Consider the following 17765-nt stretch of genomic DNA (forward strand, 5'->3'; position numbering starts at 1 on the left):
TGATCCGGACTGTTTATCGGCGATACCCATGTACCGCACGGAATGATCCTCCAGCGATTGAAATGACACCTGTGCGACAGATGATTGTCGCGATACCCGTTTTTTCGGACGGTTCATTCAACAGCAGGTTTTCTCATGGTTATCGGTCGTAAATCCCACGTCACGCCATCACCCGTCCATACCGCGCCAGACTCGAATTCGATCCGGATCAGACCGGGCAATACCACCTCGATCGAGACCCCGGCACACAAGATTGCGCGTTCAGCTCTGCCGCCTGAAGACTATCGCGCAATGCAGAAATCTTCGGATACCGACGTCAGGATTACCGGGTTGCCTCTGGCAGAGAATGCCTCTATCCGATCTGTGGTGATGTCGCTTGAAAACTATCGCCTCAGGCTTCCGTCCCGCTTGCCGGCGGCGGATATCTGGGGGATCAGACGATTCAAGGGACGTGAATTCGTCGATGTCGCCCCGGGAGAAATCGTGCAGGTCCGGCTGGATATCTCGTCGGGTCAATACCGGGCAACGCTTGCGTCCGAGCAGTTCGCCTCTGGGCCGAGGCTTGTTCTTGACCGCAGGACGATGATCTGGGGGGCCGAGCAACTGTCGATTCTTCCTGAAGTCGGTAATGTCATGAGCTCCCGGCCCGATCTCGACCCGAGTGGCCCCAAGCCTTCAATCGAAAAGAATGTTCCGCCAGGGCCGGGAAAACTCTATGAAGGCCGGGACGATATATTCGAGCGCCGGGCCTCTCAAACAGTGAAGATCGTTGCGCGCGGGCTGAAGCAATTCACTCCCTCGGACTCAGCCAGCCTGCGCGCGGAGCTGAGCGCCACCCGGCTGATTTTTTCCGATGCGAACCATGGAATCGCCATGAACTATGTCGAGGCCGCAGGGATTTTTCAGGGGTATTTTGGCGAGCATCATGCACTCGTCAAAGAGCGGCTGACCGATTGCCTGTCGCGCGGCGAGGCTCTGTCAAAGGAGTACCAGGGGCCATGGGGACTGGACAAGTTCGTGGGTGTCGAGTTTGACCAGGATCGCAGAGCGTGGATGTACTCCATGGATTTTCATGGCCGGTTTTTCATCAGTCTGAATCACCTGCAAGCGGGGGACTTTGCGGCCGTTCTGGGTCATGAAATGCTGCATACCAACAGGGTCAACCGGTTCACCAGCGTCGGGCCTGGTGCGCTGGATTTCTTTTACCTCGATGCGCGAATGGGCAAGGCTCTGGATCGCCCCGTTCCGGTCTACGACATCGCCGAGCAAGGTGTTTCCGAAATCATCATGCAGGGTGGTTTGACGTTGGCCTACCTGGACGGTTTTACGAGCGACCACAGCAGCTTCACAACCGGGGTCAGAGACAGTCTGGGGCTGCCCGGCAGGCTCGAAGTCCGGACAGCTGTCGACCTGTTCAATGCCCATTCGGCCGTTCGGACATGGATGGCCGCAAACAATGCCGACAGCATCATTTACGCCGCCAAAAGCCTGCAGGCGTTGCATCGGGGCAGAACCGCAGACAGCCAGTTGCTGAGCAGCCTGTTGAACAACTGACGATGTCAGCGCTTGTTCAATCCCCGTGCCAGACGGTCGCCACCCAGTTGGATCAATGCGACCAGCGCCACCAGCAGAACGATCACGGTCAACATGATCTGGCTGTCGAATCGTTGATAGCCGTAGCGATAAGCGATGTCTCCCAGCCCGCCGGCGCCAATCGCTCCGGCCATGGCCGATGAGTTGATCATCGTCACCAGGGTTATCGTGAATCCGCCGACGATTCCCGGCAACGCCTCGGGCAACAACACATGCCAGACGATGTGCCAGCGCCGGCAACCCATGGCTTGTGCCGCTTCAATCAGGCCGTAGTCGACTTCACGCAGGCTCACCTCGGCGATCCGCGCAAAGAACGGTGTGGCCGCAATGGTCAACGGCACGACCGCCGCCCAGACACCATAAGTGGTGCCGACGATCAGCCGGGTGAACGGGATCAGCGCGACCATCAGGATCAGAAACGGAATCGAGCGAAACAGGTTCACGAACGCACCCAAGGCGCGATTGAGCACCGGCGCTTCGTAGATTCCGCCCTTGTCGCTGGTGACCAGAATCACTGCCATCGGAATACCTGCCAGCAGAGCGATCAGCGACGAAACGCCGACCATCAGAAACGTATCGATAAAACCCTGCAGCAAGCGATCAAACCACATAGCCCAGCACCTCCGTGCGTTGTGCCCACTGGCCGGCACGCTCACGCAATTGCTCGGCGTTCAGCTTTGATCCCGCCACCGCCAGCAGTAATTGACCGAGCGCGTGGCCCTGGATCCGTTCCACGCCGCCCTGCAGCAATTTCACCCGACCACCAAGCGCGGCGAACAGCGCGGCCAGATCCGGTTCGTCCTGCTGGCTGCCGGTGAACTGCAAACGCAGCACAACTGACGCATCGGACGACGACGGCTGCGCCTGCAAACGGCTCTGCAATTCTTCGGGCAAAGCGTGCTGCAACGGTGCAAGCAACGTCTGGCTGACCTCGTGCTGCGGGTTGCCGAACACTTCCCAGACCGGGCCTTGTTCGACGATGTGGCCATGTTCCAGCACGACGACGCGGTCGCAGATTTCGCGGATCACCGCCATCTCGTGAGTGATCAGCACGATGGTCAGGCCCAGGCGTTTGTTGATCTCGCGCAGCAGGCCGAGGATCGACTGGGTGGTTTCCGGATCGAGGGCCGAGGTGGCTTCGTCACACAGCAGAATGTCCGGGTCGTGCACCAGCGCGCGGGCGATGCCCACACGTTGTTTCTGCCCACCGGAAAGCTGCGCCGGATACGCCTTGTGCTTGGCTTGCAGGCCCACCAGCTCCAGCAGTTCGCGAACCTTTTTCTCCCGTTGTTCTTTCGGGACACCGGCGACTTTCAGTGGCAGTTCGACGTTCTGCCACACCGTTTTCGCCGACATCAGATTGAAGTGCTGAAAAATCATGCCGATCCGCCGACGCAGGGCGACGAGGCGATCCTCGTCGTACTCGCCGATGTCCACCTGATCGATCAGCACCCGGCCCGAGGTCGGTTGTTCGAGGCGGTTGATGGTGCGGATCAGCGACGACTTGCCGGCGCCGCTGCGGCCGATGATGCCGAACACTTCACCGCGCTGGATCGCCAGGTCGATGCCTTGCAGGGCGGCGACCGGACCTTGTTTGCCGTCGTAGGTTTTGCCGAGCCCGACGAAGCGCACATGGGCGCGGTTCAGTTCAGGATGCAGTTCGGTGCGTTGCGCAAGCGCGGGTGGCTCTGGAAGATCCAGTCGCCGTTGAATGGCTGCCGTCATCCTCAGCTTTCCCAACCGGCCTGGTACAGCTTGCCGTGGGCTTTATCCAGCGCGGCGCGAACAGCCGGTGAATGCTGGTAGATATCGACGAACTTGATCAGGCGCGGGTCGGTTTTGCTCTTCGGCTGGATCACGAACTGGATCACGTATTCCTTGTGGTCGAGGCCGTCGAAGAGCAGCGCGGAGCCGGCATCGAAGGTTTTCGCCAGACGGATGTAGGCCGGGTAACCCTGGACCAGATCGGCGTCGTCGTAGGCGCGTACCAGTTGCACGGCTTCGACCTGGAGGATCTTGATCTTCTTCGGGTTGGCGACAATGTCGTCTTCGGTGGCCTTGTAGCCGACGCCCGGTTTGAGGGTGATCAGACCGGCCTTGGCCAGCAGTTGCAGACCGCGTCCGCTGTTGATCGGGTCGTTGGCGATGGCGACGCTGGCGCCTTCCGGCAGCTCGTCGAAGCTTTTGTATTTCTTCGAGTACAGACCGACGTTGTTGATGATGCCCGGGGCGAATGGCACCAGGTCGAAACCGGAGGCTGCCTTGGCGTTTTCCAGGAACGGGATGTGCTGGAAGTAGTTCACGTCGATGTCACCGGCGGCGAGGCTGACGTTCGGTGCGATCCAGTCGGTGAACTCCACCAGCTCGACTTTCAAGCCTTGTTTGGAGGCCTCTTCGACGGCGGCTTCCAGCGGAATCGCGAAGGCTGCGGTGGTGCCGATTTTCAACGGGGCATCGGCGGCGAACACCGCCGAGCTGAACAGGCCGAAGGCCAGGGCCAGTGCTTTGACTGGGTGGGAGAGTAGTTTCTTGGTCATGGAAGTTGTCCAGTCAGTGCATTGATTTTTTAGTGTCTGGTCGGGCCTCATCGCCAGCAGGCTGGCTCCCACAGGGAAATGCATTCCAACTTGTGGGAGCCAGCCTGCCGGCGATGCTCTTAGCGGCGGAAGGCCGCGCCAGTGTGTTGCTGCGGCAAATGCGCTTCGCCGTGAAACAGTTTTTCCCGCAGGCTGCCGGTGTCGTAAGCGGTTTTGTACGAGCCGCGCCGTTGCAGTTCCGGGATCACCAGCTCGATGAAATCCACATAGCTTTCCGGGGTGACGATGCGGGTCAGGTTGAAGCCGTCGAGACCGGTTTCGGCGATCCACGATTCCAGTTCATCCGCCACTTGCTGCGGCGAGCCGACCACGGTGATGTAGCGTCCGCCGAGGGCGTGCTGGTCGAGCAACTTGCGCCGGGTCCAGTCGTTGTTCTGCAGGTTCTTGGTGGCGGACTGGATCGCGTTGCTTTTGACGTACTGGATCGGTTCGTCGATTTCGTACTGGGAAAAATCGATGCCGGTGGACGCCGAAAAATGCGCCACACCCGCTTCGGCGCTGGCGTAGCTCAGGTATTCGGCGTGCTTGGCCCACGCCGCTTCCTCGGTCTCGCCGACGATCACGTTGAGGCCCATGAACACCTTGATGTCCTCGGGGTTGCGACCCGCTTCGACGGCGCTGGCGCGGACCTTGTCCACCTGCACCTTGGTCGACGGTTTGTTCTGGCCGCTGATGAATACGCACTCGGCATGACGCCCGGCGAACAGCAGACCGCGATCCGAACTGCCGGCCTGGAACAGCACCGGCGTGCGCTGCGGCGACGGCTCGCACAGGTGATAACCCTCGACCTGATAGAACTCGCCCTTGTGTTCGACCTTGTGCACCTTGTCTGGCTGCGCGTAGATCCGCTGCTGCGGATCGTTGAGCACCGCACCGTTTTCCCAGCTGCCTTCCCAGAGTTTGTAGAGCACTTCGAGGTACTCGTCGGCCTGGTCGTAACGCCGGTCGTGCTCGACCTGTTCGCTCAGGCCCATGGCCTTGGCGGCGCTGTCCAGATAACCGGTGACGATGTTCCATCCCACCCGCCCACGGCTCAGGTGATCGAGGGTCGACATGCGTCGGGCGAACAGATACGGCGGCTCGTAGGTGAGGTTGGCGGTCAGGCCGAAACCGAGGTTGTTGGTCACCGCGGACATCGCCGATACCAGCAACAGCGGATCGTTGACCGGCAGCTGGATCGACTCTTTCAGGGTGACGTCCACCGAGTTCTGATAGACGTCGTACACGCCGACGATGTCGGCGATGAACAGCCCGTCGAACAGCCCGCGCTCCAGCAGTTGCGCCAGTTCGGTCCAGTACTCGATGGTCTTGTACTCGGTCGAAGTGTCGCGTGGATGGGTCCACAATCCGTGGTTTATGTGGCCGATGCAGTTCATGTTGAACGCATTGAGCAGGATCTTTTTCTTGCTCATCAGATAGTCCCTCGCAGCGGAGGGTTTTCATCGTTGAGGTAGTAATTGCCCACCGCGTGATACTTCCAGCGCACCGGGTCGTGCAGGGTATGCACCCGGGCGTTGCGCCAGTGACGATCAAGGCCGTGCTCGATCAGGGTGGCCTGGCTGCCGGCCAGTTCGAACAGGGTGCTGCCAGCGGCCAGAGAAATTTCGGTGCTGATCGCCCGTGCTTCGGCAACGGCAATCGACGCCGCCGCAACGGTCTCGGCGTTGGTTTCGGCCTGGGCCGCATCGAGGAATTCACCGGCACGTTCGAGCAGGGCTTCGGTGGCGTGCAGGCGAATGCTCAAGTGGCCGAAACTCTTGAGGGTCAGTGGGTCTTCGGTGGCTTTGTCGTTGCCCGAATCGATCCATGGCCGGGTCTTGCTGCGCACGAAGTGCAGCGCATCTTCGTAGGAGGCGCGGGCGATGCCGGTGTCGATGGCGGCGTGAAGGATCTGCGCCAGCGGGCCGACCGGGGTCGGGCGTTCGAAAGCGCTCTGGAACGGAATGACATCTTCGGCGGCGACATACACGTCTTCGAACACCACCGAACCGCTGCCAGTGGTGCGCTGGCCGAAGCCGCTCCAGTCGTCGATCACGGTCAGGCCTTTGCTGTCGCGCGGGACGAACGCCAGTTGCTGCACGCCGTTCTCATCGACGACCGACGTTGGAATCCGTTGGGCGTAAATGGCGCCGGTCGCATAGAACTTGCGGCCGTTGATGCGGTAGCCGCTGCCGTCGCGCTTGAGGCTGGTGACACGGTCATGGGCGGTCTTGGTGCCCAGTTCTGCCAGAGCATTGCCGAAGCGCTGGCCGGCGAGGACTTCGGCGTACAGTCGTTGTTTCTGCTCGTGGCTGCCATTCACCCGGAGCACTTCGAGGGCATAGAAATGGTTCTGCGGAATCTGCCCCAGCGAGCCGTCAGCCCGAGCAATCAAGGCGATGACTTTGGCCAGGGTCACGTTGGACACGCCGGCACCGCCGTACTCCTTGGGCACGCTGATGCCCCACAGGCCGGAGCGGGAAAACACGTCGAGTTCCGGCAGCGGCAGGCGGCGTTCGCGGTCGCGCAGGTTGCTGTCGCGCTGGAAGTCTTCGGCCAGGTCGCTGGCGACGATCAGGGCTTGCTCGTCGCTGGTGATGACCGCGACGGGATGGGAAAGAGTCATGTGTTTCTCCAGAGATCTGGTCAAAAGTGTTCTGGTCGTCAGATCCAGGAATGGCGAGCCGGCAACTTGCCGTTAAGGCGATAGGCGCCGACTGCGTGGTACTTCCAGCGCACCGGGTCGTGCAGGGTGTGCACCCGGGCGTTGCGCCAGTGACGGTCGAGGTTGAATTCGGCGAGGGTGGCGCGGCTGCCGGCCAGTTCGAAAAGTTTTTCGCTGGCCAGCAGCGAGATCTCGGTGGTCAGCACCTTGGCTTCGGCCACGGCAATCGAGGCGCGGGCAGCGGATTCGGCGGTCAGTGGCGCGGCGTGCACCTGATCCAGCACTTGCCCGGCCTTGTGCAGCAGCGCTTCGGCAGCGTGCAGTTCGATTTTCAGTTTGCCGATGTCGGCGATCACGTAGAGATCGTCGCTGGCCCGCTCGACGTTGGCGTCGACCCACGGCCGGGCGCGGGTCTTGACGAATTCGATGGCGTCATCGATGGCGCCACGGGCGATCCCGGCGTCGATCGCTGCCTGAATCAGCTGTGAAACTGCGCCCTGGGTGTTGGGCTTTTCGTTGATCTTCCAGTTGTCCACCACGAGGCCTGCATCGACCCGCACGTTGTGCAGCAGGATCGTGCCGCTGGCGGTGGTGCGCTGGCCGAAACCCGACCAGTCATCGACGATGCGCAATCCCGGCGTGCCGCGACGGACGAAGGCCAGCACTTGCTTGCCGTCATCGTTGAGTGCCTTGACCGCGACCCAATGGGCGAAAAGGGCGCCGGTGGAATAGAACTTCTGGCCGTTGATCACGTAGTCATCGCCGTCAGCGGTGATGCGCGCTTTCAGTTCGAGAGTGTCCTTGGTGCCGCGTTCGGGTCCGGCGTTACCGATGCGCCAGCCTTCGAGCACGCTCTGCAGCAGCTGTTTTTTCTGCTGTTCGGTGGCGCTGCCGAGGATCAGGTTGATGATGCCGAACTGGTTTTGCGGGATCTGTCCCAGTGCCGGGTCGGCCGCGGAAATGATCGCGAACACCTCGGCCAGGGTGACGAAGGAAACCTGCGGCCCGCCGTACTCGCGCGGGATGGCGATGCTGCCGAGGCCGCTGCGGGTGAACTGTTCGATTTCCGACCACGGCAGCTTGCGCTGGCGATCACGTTTGGCGGCCTGCACGCGGGCGACCTGCGCCAGCTCATGGGCGGCCTTGATGGCTTGAGCGTCGTTGCGCAGCACTTGCGCGGGCAACAACAACGGGGCGATGTCCAGGTCACTCTGGACGTTTGCGTCTGCCAGACTGGACATCAGTGCCGCTCCTTGGCTGCACGCAATGCCCTGGCGATCTGCACTGGGGTGATTGTGTTCCGGACCATGTTACCTACCTCACATCTCATGAAAAACGCCGCAAAAGTGCGGCGAACGAAAGAATGTCCGGTGGTCCGGTTCATATACCCTAAGCGCGTATAAAATTTAAATAAACTAACTTTTAGGAATATGTATAGAAGGGGGCGTGGTCCGGTTGGTTAAGCGTGTGGCGGTGAGGGAAGTCGTCCCTCACCGACTGTCGGTGCTCATTTTTTTTGCGGCTCTGCTGCCTTCAGCGTTTCCTTGAGCGGCACCTTGAGGTAGGGATTCACGCAACCGATCTTAAGCGTTCGCGGCGGCGCCCAGCGCGAGTTGTTGCCGACCCGGTCGAGGATGCAGTAGGTCACGTCCAGCCGCAGGTCCTCGCCGGCCTCGGTGATGATCGCCGGCGGCACCCAGACCTGAATCGGCTTGCCGATATCGGCCGGGGAAATGCGCGCCAGGTCCATCCGTACATCACCCCAGCGCAGGGTGATGGCGTCGCCTTCGGCCATGTTCAGATAGGGCTCGATGGTCAGTGGTACGCCGCGTCTGATCTGGTTCGCGTTGACGCCCTGACGGCGAATGGTGTCGGGCAGCGTGACGGGTGCCAGTTGCTGGTTTTCGTCACCGCAGACTGCCGGGGGCTGCCCGCCGGGACAGTCGAGTTTGACCGTGACCCGCGCGGCTGCTGACAGCGATGCTCCGTGACCCACCCGCATGACCCGGTAGTGGATGCGAGACGAGCCGCTGTCGATAAAACTCTCCGGCACTCGCAGGCTGATTGGGGCCGCGACGTCCTGTGCTGTCAGCAGGTGAGAGGCGACGTAGCAGTTGTTCCAGAACAGTTCGATCAGATCGCCCGTGTCCATGTCCGGGTAGGGCGGCACATCGACCAGCAGATGAGCCGCTGCAGCAAGGTTGATGCCGTTGTTTTGGGATGGCGCCAGACTCGGCGCGGCCAGTTCGGGGATGTGCGAAGTGCGGGTCATGAAGTCCTCTCCTTGAAGCCTTGCAGCGAAATCCGTTTCTGAAAGTTCAAATAGCGTGAATTGCCCGGTAATAAAAACAGGGTCGTTCGGCCATTCGTTATCGGGTCTTGGTAATGTTGTGGGGCGCGATGAGTGACTAGATAAAAGTTCGCTGAATGGCGTGTCAACGGACAGAATTGGTTAATTGAAGAATTACGGATTTATCAGAAGCTTCCTACGCCGATAAGGCACTCTACCTATTCTTTCTGGCGAATCGGACCACAGCTTTTGCCGGATTTTATTGTTCTGTCGTCGGTCTGTTTGTATAGCTGGAAACTTGGAGGGGGCAAACTTTAGTCGCGGCGATACTGTTGCAGGACATATATATGTAATGCAGTCACTTGATTGAGTTTTTATTCGGTGGGGGGTAAAGCAAACTTCCATCCATGGAAGTTTATATTCAGGAAAGTTTACGGATCAGCCGTTGTTTCTGAACTTACTCAGGAACTGTCGAGTGCGTTCTTCTTTCGGATTGGCAAACAACGCTTTCGCTTCACCTTGTTCGACGATCACGCCTTTATCGAAAAACACCACGCGGTTAGCCACGTCACGGGCGAACGCCATTTCGTGGGTGACGATCACCATGGTGCGTTTCTCCTCCGCGAGGCCGCGGATGGTCGCGAGCACTTCACCCACCAGCTCCGGGTCGAGGGCCGAGGTCGGCTCGTCGAACAGGATCACTTCCGGCTCCATCGCCAGCGCCCGGGCAATCGCCACGCGCTGTTGCTGGCCACCGGACAGGCGCCGTGGGTAGGCGTCTTCCTTGCCCGCCAGGCCGACCTTGGCCAGCAGCTTCTTGCCCAGGGCAATGGCTGCATCGCGGGGCGTCTTCTTGACCACGATCGGGCCTTCGATGACGTTTTCCAGGGCGGTGCGGTGCGGGAACAGGTTGAAGTTCTGGAACACGAAGCCCACGTGCTGGCGCAGGTTGCGCACCAGGCTCTGCTGCTGGTTCAGCGGGCGGCTGGTATCGATCTCGATCTCGCCGACCTTGATCCGGCCGCTGGTGGGTTGCTCGAGGAAGTTCAGGCAGCGCAGGAACGTGGTCTTGCCCGAGCCGCTGGGGCCGATGATGGCCACGACCTCGCCTTCCTTCACCTCCAGATCAATGCCGTTGAGCACGACTTGACCCTTGAACTGCTTTGTCAGTTTTTCCACGACAATCATGGGTCAGGACTCCTGGTCGTGCCGATTGACCCGCACTTCCAGCTTGTTCTGGAAGTGCGACAGCACCGTGGCCAGAATCCAGTAGATCAGCGCGGCGGCAAGATACATGGTGAAGACTTCGAAAGTCCGGGCGGTAATCAGTTGTGCCTGACGGAACAGCTCCGGCACCTGAATGGTGGCGGCCAGTGCGGTGTCCTTGACCAGCGAAATGAAGCTGTTGCCCAGCGGCGGCAACGCCGTGCGCATCGCCTGCGGCAGGATGGCCCGGCGCAGGGTCTGCGCGCGGGTCATGCCGATGCTCGCAGCGGCTTCCCACTGGCCGCGTTCGATCGAACCGATCGCGGCACGCAGGATTTCACAGGCATAGGCGGCCATGTTCAGCGAGAAGCCGATCAGCGCCGCCGGCAGCGGGTCGAGTTCCATGCCCAATTGCGGCAAGCCGTAATAGATCACGAACAGTTGTACCAGCAACGGCGTGCCGCGAAAGAACGACACGTAGATGCGGGCCAGCCAGCTGACCGACTTGAAACGCGACAGGCGCATCAACGCCAGGCCAAAGCCCAGCAGCAGGCCGAAGAACATGCCGCCGAGGCTGAGGATTACCGTGTAGTACGCGCCCTTCAACAGGAAGGGCGCGGAGTCCAGAGCGAGTTGGAAAGCTTCTTCCATTATTGGGTGACGTCAGCGTTGAAGTATTTCGTGGACAGCTTCTCAAGGGTGCCGTCGGCTCGCAGTTCGTCGAGGGCCTTGTTCACGGCAGCCAGCAGTTCAGGCTCGCCTTTGCGCAGGGCAATACCGGCTTCCTGACGCGAGAAGGCTTCACCGGCAGCGACGGTTTTCGGCGCTTTCTTGGCATATTCCAGCGCGGCCAGACGGTCGATCAGGATGGCGTCAGTACGGCCGTTGTTCAGGTCGGCGAACTTGGTCGGATCATCGTCGTAGGTGCGAACGTCGGCACCCGGCACGTTGGCGCGCACCCACTGTTCGTAGTTGGTGCCCAGACCGACGCCGACTTTCTTGCCGGACAGGTCAGCGGCGGACTTGATGTTCAGCGCGGCGGCCTTGTCTTTCAGCACCAGCGCCTGAATCCCGGAAACGGTGTACGGCTCGGAGAAGTCATATTTCTTCTTGCGCTCGTCGGAGATGGTCACCTGATTGACCACGACGTCCAGACGTTTGGATTCCAGGGCCGCGAGGATGCCGTCCCATTTGGTCGGCTGGATCTTGGCCTTCACGCCCAGCTTCTTGGCCAGTGCTTCGGACAGCTCGACTTCGAAACCGGACAGTTTGCCGTTCTCGTCAACGAAGCTGAATGGTGGATAAGTGCCTTCCAGGCCGACGTTGATAACGCCTTTGTCCTTGATCTGTTGCAGTTGCTCACCGGCAACCGCCTGCCCCAGCAGACCGGCGCTCAGTGCCAGACCCAGCGAACCTACCAGCAGATTTCGACGTAGTGCGGAAAGAATCATGACAAGCCCCTGTGTTTTCTTATGGAAGACGCTTAAGGAAAGTTGGCGAATCCGGGAATTGGACGACAGCGCTATCCTGCCTTAAAGCAGCTTATGCGTCTCTCGCGAAATTCGCCTGCGGCGAGACTATATGACGGTTCTTTTAGAATGGAAAATAATGAATTTTCCATTTGTTATTCTTCTTTGGAATATTTGCTGTTGTTTTGCGAGTGTTCCCTGGCTCTGCGTTCGCCTTTCAAATGGGACGCGGAGCGTCCCGGGCTGCATTCCCACGCAGAGCGTGGGAACGAGGGCTGCACTACGCGCGTCGACCTATAGAAAGTCCTTGTACGCGAACAACGCCGGAGCGCCGCCGGTGTGCAGGAAGATGATCGGGCCGTCGTCGAAACGCCCGCGACCGATGCCGTCGAGCAACCCGGCCATGGCCTTGCCGGTGTAGACCGGATCGAGCAGCACGGCGTCCTGGCTGGCCAGCAGTTTCACTGCCGCCAGTGTCCCGGCGTTCGGCTCGCCGTAGCGCGGGCCAAAGTATTCATCCCATAACTCGACCTTGAAGCTGTCCGGCAGTGCCACGCCCAGCAGGTCGGCGGTACGTTCGGCCAGGCCCTGGACTTTCGGACGCTGATCTTCTTCGCTGCGCGAGACGGTCACGCCGATCACCGGCAGTTGCGGCAGGGCTTCGCTCAAGGCCAGCGCCAGACCGCTGTGGGTGCCGGCACTGCCGGAGGCCAAAACGACGGCGGAGAATTGCAGGCCGGTGTCCTTGATCTGCTCAGCCAACTCCAGGCCAGCACGTACGTAACCCAGCGCGCCGAGGGCGTTGGAGCCACCGATCGGCACCAGGTACGGCTTCTTGCCGTTGCTGCGCAGGCGCACGGCGAGGGCGGCCAGTTGTTCGTCGGCGTTGTCGAGGTTGTCGACCAGCTCGACCTTGGCATCGAACAGGTCCAGCAGCAGGCGGTTGCCGTTGCCGGTGTAGTTGCTGTCGTCGGTGCCCAGCGGATTTTCCAGCAGGGCTACACAGCCCAGACCCAGTTTCGCGGCCAGCGCGGCGGTCTGGCGAACGTGGTTCGATTGCAGTGCGCCGGCGGTGATCAGGGTATCGGCGCCTTGGGCAAGGGCATCGGCGGCGAGGTATTCGAGCTTGCGCAGCTTGTTGCCGCCCATGGCCAGCGGAGTGAGGTCATCGCGCTTGATATAGACATCGCGGCCGAGCCAGGTGGACAGGCGCTCGAGTTTTTCCAGTGGGGTCGGTTGGCCAAGCAGGTCGAGGCGGTTAAAGCGGTCCAGCTGTTGTTTGATCGGTTGTGTGGACATGATTCCGTACTGATCCAAGGAGATGTCAGGACTATAGGCACGCCGATTTACCGGGGCAACCGCCAATCGCTTATAGCCAAATGTGCTTAGGCCAGCACTATCGGTTCTTAATTCGCCCCGGTGCGGTTGCCGTAAAGTAGTCGCCGTTGACGCGGCCAGACAGTCCGGCCGCCCGTGAGGAGTCTTTACCGTGAGCGAGCGTTCCAGCCATTGGCAATTGCAGACCATCGTCAGCCAGCTGCGTACCGCGCGGGATCAGTGGCGTGCACAAAATGGCCGTGCTTCCGGCGAGCAGGGCGGGCGCGAATTGCCGTCCCGTGATGCGATGGCGCAGATCCTTGAAGCCTTGTGCGGCGCGTTGTTCCCGATGCGTCTGGGTCCGGTGGATCTGCGTGAAGAGAGCGAGGACTTTTACGTCGGCCACACCCTCGACGTCGCCTTGAATGCGCTGCTGGCCCAGGCACGACTGGAACTGCGTTACGTTGCCCGTCACAGTGCCCAGGCCGACACTGAAGTCGAGGCGCAGGCGATCAGGATCATCCAGGATTTCGCCCTCGCGTTGCCGGGCCTGCGCAGCCTGCTCGACACCGATGTGCTGGCCGCCTACCACGGCGATCCGGCGGCGCGCAGCGTCGATGAAGTGCTGCTGTGCTATCCGGGGATTCTGGCGGTGATTCACCATCGTCTGGCCCACCATTTGTATCGCGCAGGCCTGCCGCTGCTGGCGCGGATCAGCTCGGAAATCGCCCACTCGGCGACCGGCATCGATATTCACCCGGGCGCGCAGATCGGCCGCAGTTTCTTCATCGACCATGGGACCGGGGTGGTGATCGGCGAGACCGCGATCATCGGCGAGCGCGTCAGGATTTATCAGGCCGTGACCCTCGGCGCCAAACGCTTCCCGGCGGACGAGGACGGCCAGTTGCAGAAGGGCCATCCACGCCATCCGATCGTCGAGGACGACGTGGTGATCTACGCCGGGGCGACGATTCTCGGGCGGATCACCATCGGCAAAGGCTCGACCATCGGCGGCAACGTGTGGCTGACCCGCAGCGTGCCGGCCGGGTGCAACCTGACCCAGGCCAACCTGCAGCATGATGACGGGACGCAAAAGTAGATCTTCAGATCTCTTTCTGAATGATCTTGCCCCATCGCGAGCAGGCTCGCTCCCACAGTGGACTGCGTTCCAGATGTGGGAGCGAGCCTGCTCGCGATGGGCGTTCACACAAAAACCGATGACTGAACGAATTCACTCAAACCCCCGTCATACCCCTCCTTAAGCTAGCGTACGAAAGTTACCGCTGAGCCCTGCGATTAGTCCTGAGCGTGCTATCCATGTTTAACTTGAACGTTCATTCAAGTTAAACCGGCGGTTCGCTGCCCGCTCACAACAGGAGGCTTGCCTTTGCTGAGTCCGATCATTTCAGCCATTTTCCACCCCCTTGAGGTGCACCGTTCATGAGTGCATCGTCTACCCCCGCCAGCGGTCTGGTACGGATGAATCCGCCGGTGTTCTGGTTCGCCGCGACGGTGATCCTGCTGTTTGGCCTGACGGTCATCGCCATGCCGGAACAGGCCGGCGCCTGGCTTCTCGAAGCGCAAAACTGGGCGGCCAACACGGTCGGCTGGTACTACATGCTCGCGATGACCCTGTATCTGATCTTCGTGGTGGTCACCGCATTGTCGGGCTACGGCAAGATCAAACTCGGTGCCGACCACGACGAACCCGAATTCAGTTACCTGTCCTGGGCCGGCATGCTGTTCGCCGCCGGGATCAGCATCACGCTGTTTTTCTTCTGCGTGTCCGAACCGCTGACCCACATGCTCCAGCCGCCCCAAGGCGAGGCCGGCACCGCGGAGGCGGCGCGTCAGGCGATGCAGATTCTGTTTCTGCACTGGGGCCTGCACGGCTGGGGCGTGTTCGCCTTTGTCGGGATGGCGCTGGCGTATTTCGCCTACCGGCATAACCTGCCGCTGGCCCTGCGTTCGGCGCTGTACCCGCTGATCGGCAAGCGTATCAACGGCCCCATCGGCTACGCCGTGGACGGCTTCGGCATCATCGCCACGGTGTTCGGCCTCGGTGCGGACATGGGCTTCGGCGTGCTCCATCTCAACTCCGGACTGGATTACCTGTTCGGCATCGCTCACACCCAGTGGATTCAGGTCGGCCTGATCACGCTGATGATGGGCGCGGCGATCATCGTCGCCGTTTCCGGAGTGGATAAAGGCGTGCGGGTCATGTCCGACATCAACATGCTGTTGGCCTGTGCGCTGCTGCTGTTCGTGTTGTTCGCCGGCCCCACCCAGCATTTGCTCAACACCCTGATCCAGAACCTCGGCGACTACCTCGGCGCCTTGCCGATGAAGAGTTTCGACCTCTACGCCTACGACAAACCGAGCGACTGGCTCGGCGGCTGGACGGTGTTTTACTGGGCCTGGTGGATCGCGTGGTCGCCGTTCGTGGGTCTGTTCATCGCACGAATTTCCCGTGGCCGGACCATCCGTGAATTTGTCTTCGGTGTGCTGCTGATTCCGCTCGGTTTCACCCTGGCGTGGATGTCGATTTTCGGCAACAGCGCCATCGACCAGGTGCTCAATCACGGTATGTCGGCGCTGGGCATGTCGGCTCTCGACAACCCGTCGATGACCCTCTACCTGCTTCTGGAAACCTACCCGTGGAGCAAGACCGTCATCGCGGTGACGGTGTTCATCAGCTTCGTGTTCTTCGTCACCTCCGCCGACTCTGGCACCGTGGTGCTCTCGACCCTGTCGGCCAAGGGCGGCAATCCGGATGAAGACGGGCCGAAATGGCTGCGGGTGTTCTGGGGGGCGATGACCGCGCTGGTAACCAGTGCGCTGCTGTTCTCCGGCAGCATCGATGCACTGAAGTCGGCGGTGGTGCTGACCTCGCTGCCGTTCTCGATGATTCTGCTGCTGATGATGTGGGGCCTGCACAAGGCGTTCTATCTGGAGTCGCAGAAGCAGATCGCGCAACTGCATTCGCTGGCACCGGTGTCCGGTTCACGGCGTGGCAAGGGCGGCTGGCGCCAGCGCCTGAGCCAGGCCGTGCACTTCCCGTCGCGCGACGAGGTGTACCGCTTCATGGACACCACGGTGAAACCGGCCATCGAAGAAGTGACGGCAGTGTTCGCCGAGAAAGGCCTGAACGTGGTCACCCAACCGGATCCGGCGCACGACAGCGTCAGCCTGGAAATCGGTCACGGCGAGCAGCATCCGTTCATCTATCAGGTGCAGATGCGCGGTTACTTCACTCCGTCGTTCGCCCGTGGTGGCATGGGCTCCAAGCAGCTCAACAATCGCCGCTACTACCGCGCCGAAGTGCATCTGAGCGAGGGTAGTCAGGACTACGATCTGGTCGGTTACACGAAAGAGCAGATCATCAACGACATCCTCGACCAGTACGAACGGCACATGCAGTTCCTGCATCTGGTGCGTTGATCGGGGCAGGGCGCCGGGACGCTTTCAGGTCTCGGCGCTCAGCACCATGAACAACACCATCGCCGCCAGCGGCACGCCATACACGGCGCTGCCGATCGCAATCTCCGACCCCAACGGCTGCCCGGCATGCACCACGCCGACCGCACCATTGATCACCGTCAACGCCAGCCACAACGCCGCGAAACCATAGGCCAGCGTCTGCCGACTGAAGCCGATGCGCTCGCCGATGTAAAACATCAGCGCCAGCAGTATCAGGCCGAAGAAGATGATGATTGCGGTGTGCATGGTCGGGATCTGCCTGTGAATGAGTCGTCCTGGCTTTGCTCACGTTGAGCATAGGCCAGCTGTCAGCCTCATGTCGTTCGACACATCTCGGCACGTATCTATCTGTTTATGTGGGCCGCGTGTCAGGCGCGCTCACCGCCGATCTGGCCATTAAACACGTGTCTGCCTGGTAGGCTAATATTTGTCCGAGTGTGTATCGTGTGTATTTGGCGCAGCATCCAGCTCCTAAAGTACGCGGCTCTTGCTGTCGAACAGGACGAAGGAAATGCGTAGTCGGGAAATGATCAGGATGATCGAGGAGGATGGATGGTATCTGGTCGCCGTCAAAGGCAGTCACCACCAATACAAACATCCGGGCAAGCCAGGGAGGGTGACGATCAAGCATCCGGATTCAGATCTTCCCAAGGGTACGATCAACAGCATCTTGAAACAGGCGGGTTTGAAATGAAGCCCGTGATTGGAAATGAAAGTCCGTTTATGGACATGTCAGAGGAAGGACTCACTTACATGAAATTCCCGGTCGTTCTGCACAAGGATGCCGACTCAGACTACGGAGTGATTATCCCGGATGTACCCGGGTGCTTCTCCGCAGGCACTACGGTAGCCGAAGCATTTGACAACACTCAGGAGGCACTGGCCTTGCACTATGAGGGACTGGTCGCTGATGGCGCACCGTTGCCTCGGGTTCAGGACATTGATGCCCATCTCGAGAATCCGGATTACGCCGGCGGTATCTGGGGTGTGGTCGAGTTTGATATCACACCCTATTTCGGTAAGTCGGTGCGCTTCAACGCTACGCTGCCGGAACAGTTGCTGGAGCGTATCGATCAGACGGTTCGGCGTGATCAGCGGTACAGTTCCCGCTCCGGATTTTTGGCCGCTGCTGCCTTGCGCGAATTGTCGGCTTAAGGCTGATTTACAGG

17 protein-coding genes are annotated in these 17765 nt (G+C 60.5%); 5 read left to right on the forward strand and 12 right to left on the reverse strand.

The window, feature by feature from the left end; genetic code table 11:
* Positions 1-135: 135 nt before the first annotated feature.
* Entirely contained in the window at positions 136-1554 is a 1419-nt protein-coding gene (locus CAF63_RS07600) for a hypothetical protein (RefSeq protein WP_143492430.1), read from the forward strand.
* Between the two features lie 5 nt (positions 1555-1559).
* On the opposite strand, the gene CAF63_RS07605 is transcribed toward CAF63_RS07600, so the two are convergent.
* The 11 genes from CAF63_RS07605 to CAF63_RS07655 all read right to left on the reverse strand — a co-directional run bounded on the left by CAF63_RS07605 (position 1560) and on the right by CAF63_RS07655 (position 13098).
* Positions 1560-2204, reverse strand: a complete 645-nt coding sequence (locus CAF63_RS07605) for a methionine ABC transporter permease (protein ID WP_007952752.1) — start codon at positions 2202-2204, stop codon at positions 1560-1562.
* Complete coding sequence (locus CAF63_RS07610; protein ID WP_085684207.1) at positions 2194-3318, reverse strand: methionine ABC transporter ATP-binding protein; 1125 nt, start codon at positions 3316-3318, stop codon at positions 2194-2196. The genes CAF63_RS07605 and CAF63_RS07610 overlap by 11 nt, the downstream gene beginning before the upstream one ends.
* A gap of 2 nt (positions 3319-3320) precedes the next feature.
* The gene (locus CAF63_RS07615) at positions 3321-4130 is read right to left on the reverse strand and encodes a MetQ/NlpA family ABC transporter substrate-binding protein (RefSeq protein ID WP_007952748.1); all 810 of its coding nucleotides are present in this window, start codon (positions 4128-4130) and stop codon (positions 3321-3323) included.
* A gap of 119 nt (positions 4131-4249) precedes the next feature.
* Positions 4250-5602, reverse strand: a complete 1353-nt coding sequence (locus tag CAF63_RS07620) for an LLM class flavin-dependent oxidoreductase (RefSeq protein WP_085684205.1) — start codon at positions 5600-5602, stop codon at positions 4250-4252.
* Positions 5602-6795, reverse strand: coding sequence for an SfnB family sulfur acquisition oxidoreductase (locus CAF63_RS07625; RefSeq protein WP_085684203.1), 1194 nt, complete (start codon positions 6793-6795; stop codon positions 5602-5604). Before CAF63_RS07625 ends, CAF63_RS07620 begins: the two co-directional genes overlap by 1 nt.
* 38 nt (positions 6796-6833) lie before the next feature.
* Complete coding sequence (locus CAF63_RS07630) at positions 6834-8075, reverse strand: SfnB family sulfur acquisition oxidoreductase (protein WP_085684201.1); 1242 nt, start codon at positions 8073-8075, stop codon at positions 6834-6836.
* Between the two features lie 266 nt (positions 8076-8341).
* A complete protein-coding gene (locus CAF63_RS07635) occupies positions 8342-9106 on the reverse strand; it encodes a hypothetical protein (RefSeq protein ID WP_085684199.1) in 765 nt (254 codons plus the stop codon).
* A gap of 456 nt (positions 9107-9562) precedes the next feature.
* A complete protein-coding gene (gene tcyN / locus CAF63_RS07640; RefSeq protein ID WP_085684197.1) occupies positions 9563-10312 on the reverse strand; it encodes an L-cystine ABC transporter ATP-binding protein TcyN in 750 nt (249 codons plus the stop codon).
* Positions 10313-10315: 3 nt separating this feature from the next.
* Positions 10316-10981 carry a cystine ABC transporter permease gene (gene tcyL, locus CAF63_RS07645; RefSeq protein ID WP_085684195.1) on the reverse strand — a complete coding sequence of 222 codons (666 nt, stop codon included), beginning with the start codon at positions 10979-10981 and terminating at the stop codon, positions 10316-10318.
* A complete protein-coding gene (gene tcyJ / locus CAF63_RS07650) occupies positions 10981-11781 on the reverse strand; it encodes a cystine ABC transporter substrate-binding protein (RefSeq protein ID WP_085684193.1) in 801 nt (266 codons plus the stop codon). The genes tcyL and tcyJ overlap by 1 nt, the downstream gene beginning before the upstream one ends.
* Before the next feature lie 312 nt (positions 11782-12093).
* Positions 12094-13098 (reverse strand): D-cysteine desulfhydrase, encoded by a 1005-nt coding sequence (locus CAF63_RS07655; RefSeq protein ID WP_085684191.1) that lies wholly within the window; start codon positions 13096-13098, stop codon positions 12094-12096.
* Between the two features lie 190 nt (positions 13099-13288).
* Here CAF63_RS07655 and epsC point away from each other — a divergent pair, with 190 nt between their 5' ends.
* The gene (gene epsC / locus CAF63_RS07660; RefSeq protein ID WP_007952730.1) at positions 13289-14215 is read left to right on the forward strand and encodes a serine O-acetyltransferase EpsC; all 927 of its coding nucleotides are present in this window, start codon (positions 13289-13291) and stop codon (positions 14213-14215) included.
* Between the two features lie 380 nt (positions 14216-14595).
* A complete protein-coding gene (betT, locus tag CAF63_RS07665) occupies positions 14596-16557 on the forward strand; it encodes a choline transporter BetT (protein ID WP_178081276.1) in 1962 nt (653 codons plus the stop codon).
* Between the two features lie 24 nt (positions 16558-16581).
* Here the strand turns inward: betT and CAF63_RS07670 are convergent, their stop codons facing one another.
* Positions 16582-16842, reverse strand: a complete 261-nt coding sequence (locus tag CAF63_RS07670) for a hypothetical protein (protein WP_007952727.1) — start codon at positions 16840-16842, stop codon at positions 16582-16584.
* 265 nt (positions 16843-17107) lie between these two features.
* On the opposite strand from CAF63_RS07670, the gene CAF63_RS07675 reads away from it, so the two are divergent.
* Positions 17108-17290: a type II toxin-antitoxin system HicA family toxin gene (locus tag CAF63_RS07675; protein ID WP_065261145.1), complete on the forward strand. Its 183-nt coding sequence runs from the start codon at positions 17108-17110 to the stop codon at positions 17288-17290.
* Positions 17287-17751: a type II toxin-antitoxin system HicB family antitoxin gene (locus CAF63_RS07680; protein WP_371807394.1), complete on the forward strand. Its 465-nt coding sequence runs from the start codon at positions 17287-17289 to the stop codon at positions 17749-17751. Before CAF63_RS07675 ends, CAF63_RS07680 begins: the two co-directional genes overlap by 4 nt.
* The last annotated feature ends 14 nt before the right edge of the window (positions 17752-17765 follow it).

This window comes from Pseudomonas sp. B20(2017), assembly GCF_002113125.1.
In the GTDB taxonomy this organism is placed as follows: Bacteria; Pseudomonadota; Gammaproteobacteria; order Pseudomonadales; family Pseudomonadaceae; genus Aquipseudomonas.

Coding starts and splice junctions, on each gene's coding strand:
- CAF63_RS07600 (WP_143492430.1), top strand. CDS start 136: ATGGTTATCGGTCGTAAATCCCACGTCACGCCATCACCCGTCCATACC.
- CAF63_RS07605 (WP_007952752.1), bottom strand. CDS start 2,204: ATGTGGTTTGATCGCTTGCTGCAGGGTTTTATCGATACGTTTCTGATG.
- CAF63_RS07610 (WP_085684207.1), bottom strand. CDS start 3,318: ATGACGGCAGCCATTCAACGGCGACTGGATCTTCCAGAGCCACCCGCG.
- CAF63_RS07615 (WP_007952748.1), bottom strand. CDS start 4,130: ATGACCAAGAAACTACTCTCCCACCCAGTCAAAGCACTGGCCCTGGCC.
- CAF63_RS07620 (WP_085684205.1), bottom strand. CDS start 5,602: ATGAGCAAGAAAAAGATCCTGCTCAATGCGTTCAACATGAACTGCATC.
- CAF63_RS07625 (WP_085684203.1), bottom strand. CDS start 6,795: ATGACTCTTTCCCATCCCGTCGCGGTCATCACCAGCGACGAGCAAGCC.
- CAF63_RS07630 (WP_085684201.1), bottom strand. CDS start 8,075: ATGTCCAGTCTGGCAGACGCAAACGTCCAGAGTGACCTGGACATCGCC.
- CAF63_RS07635 (WP_085684199.1), bottom strand. CDS start 9,106: ATGACCCGCACTTCGCACATCCCCGAACTGGCCGCGCCGAGTCTGGCG.
- tcyN (WP_085684197.1), bottom strand. CDS start 10,312: ATGATTGTCGTGGAAAAACTGACAAAGCAGTTCAAGGGTCAAGTCGTG.
- tcyL (WP_085684195.1), bottom strand. CDS start 10,981: ATGGAAGAAGCTTTCCAACTCGCTCTGGACTCCGCGCCCTTCCTGTTG.
- tcyJ (WP_085684193.1), bottom strand. CDS start 11,781: ATGATTCTTTCCGCACTACGTCGAAATCTGCTGGTAGGTTCGCTGGGT.
- CAF63_RS07655 (WP_085684191.1), bottom strand. CDS start 13,098: ATGTCCACACAACCGATCAAACAACAGCTGGACCGCTTTAACCGCCTC.
- betT (WP_178081276.1), top strand. CDS start 14,596: ATGAATCCGCCGGTGTTCTGGTTCGCCGCGACGGTGATCCTGCTGTTT.
- CAF63_RS07670 (WP_007952727.1), bottom strand. CDS start 16,842: ATGCACACCGCAATCATCATCTTCTTCGGCCTGATACTGCTGGCGCTG.
- CAF63_RS07675 (WP_065261145.1), top strand. CDS start 17,108: ATGCGTAGTCGGGAAATGATCAGGATGATCGAGGAGGATGGATGGTAT.
- CAF63_RS07680 (WP_371807394.1), top strand. CDS start 17,287: ATGAAGCCCGTGATTGGAAATGAAAGTCCGTTTATGGACATGTCAGAG.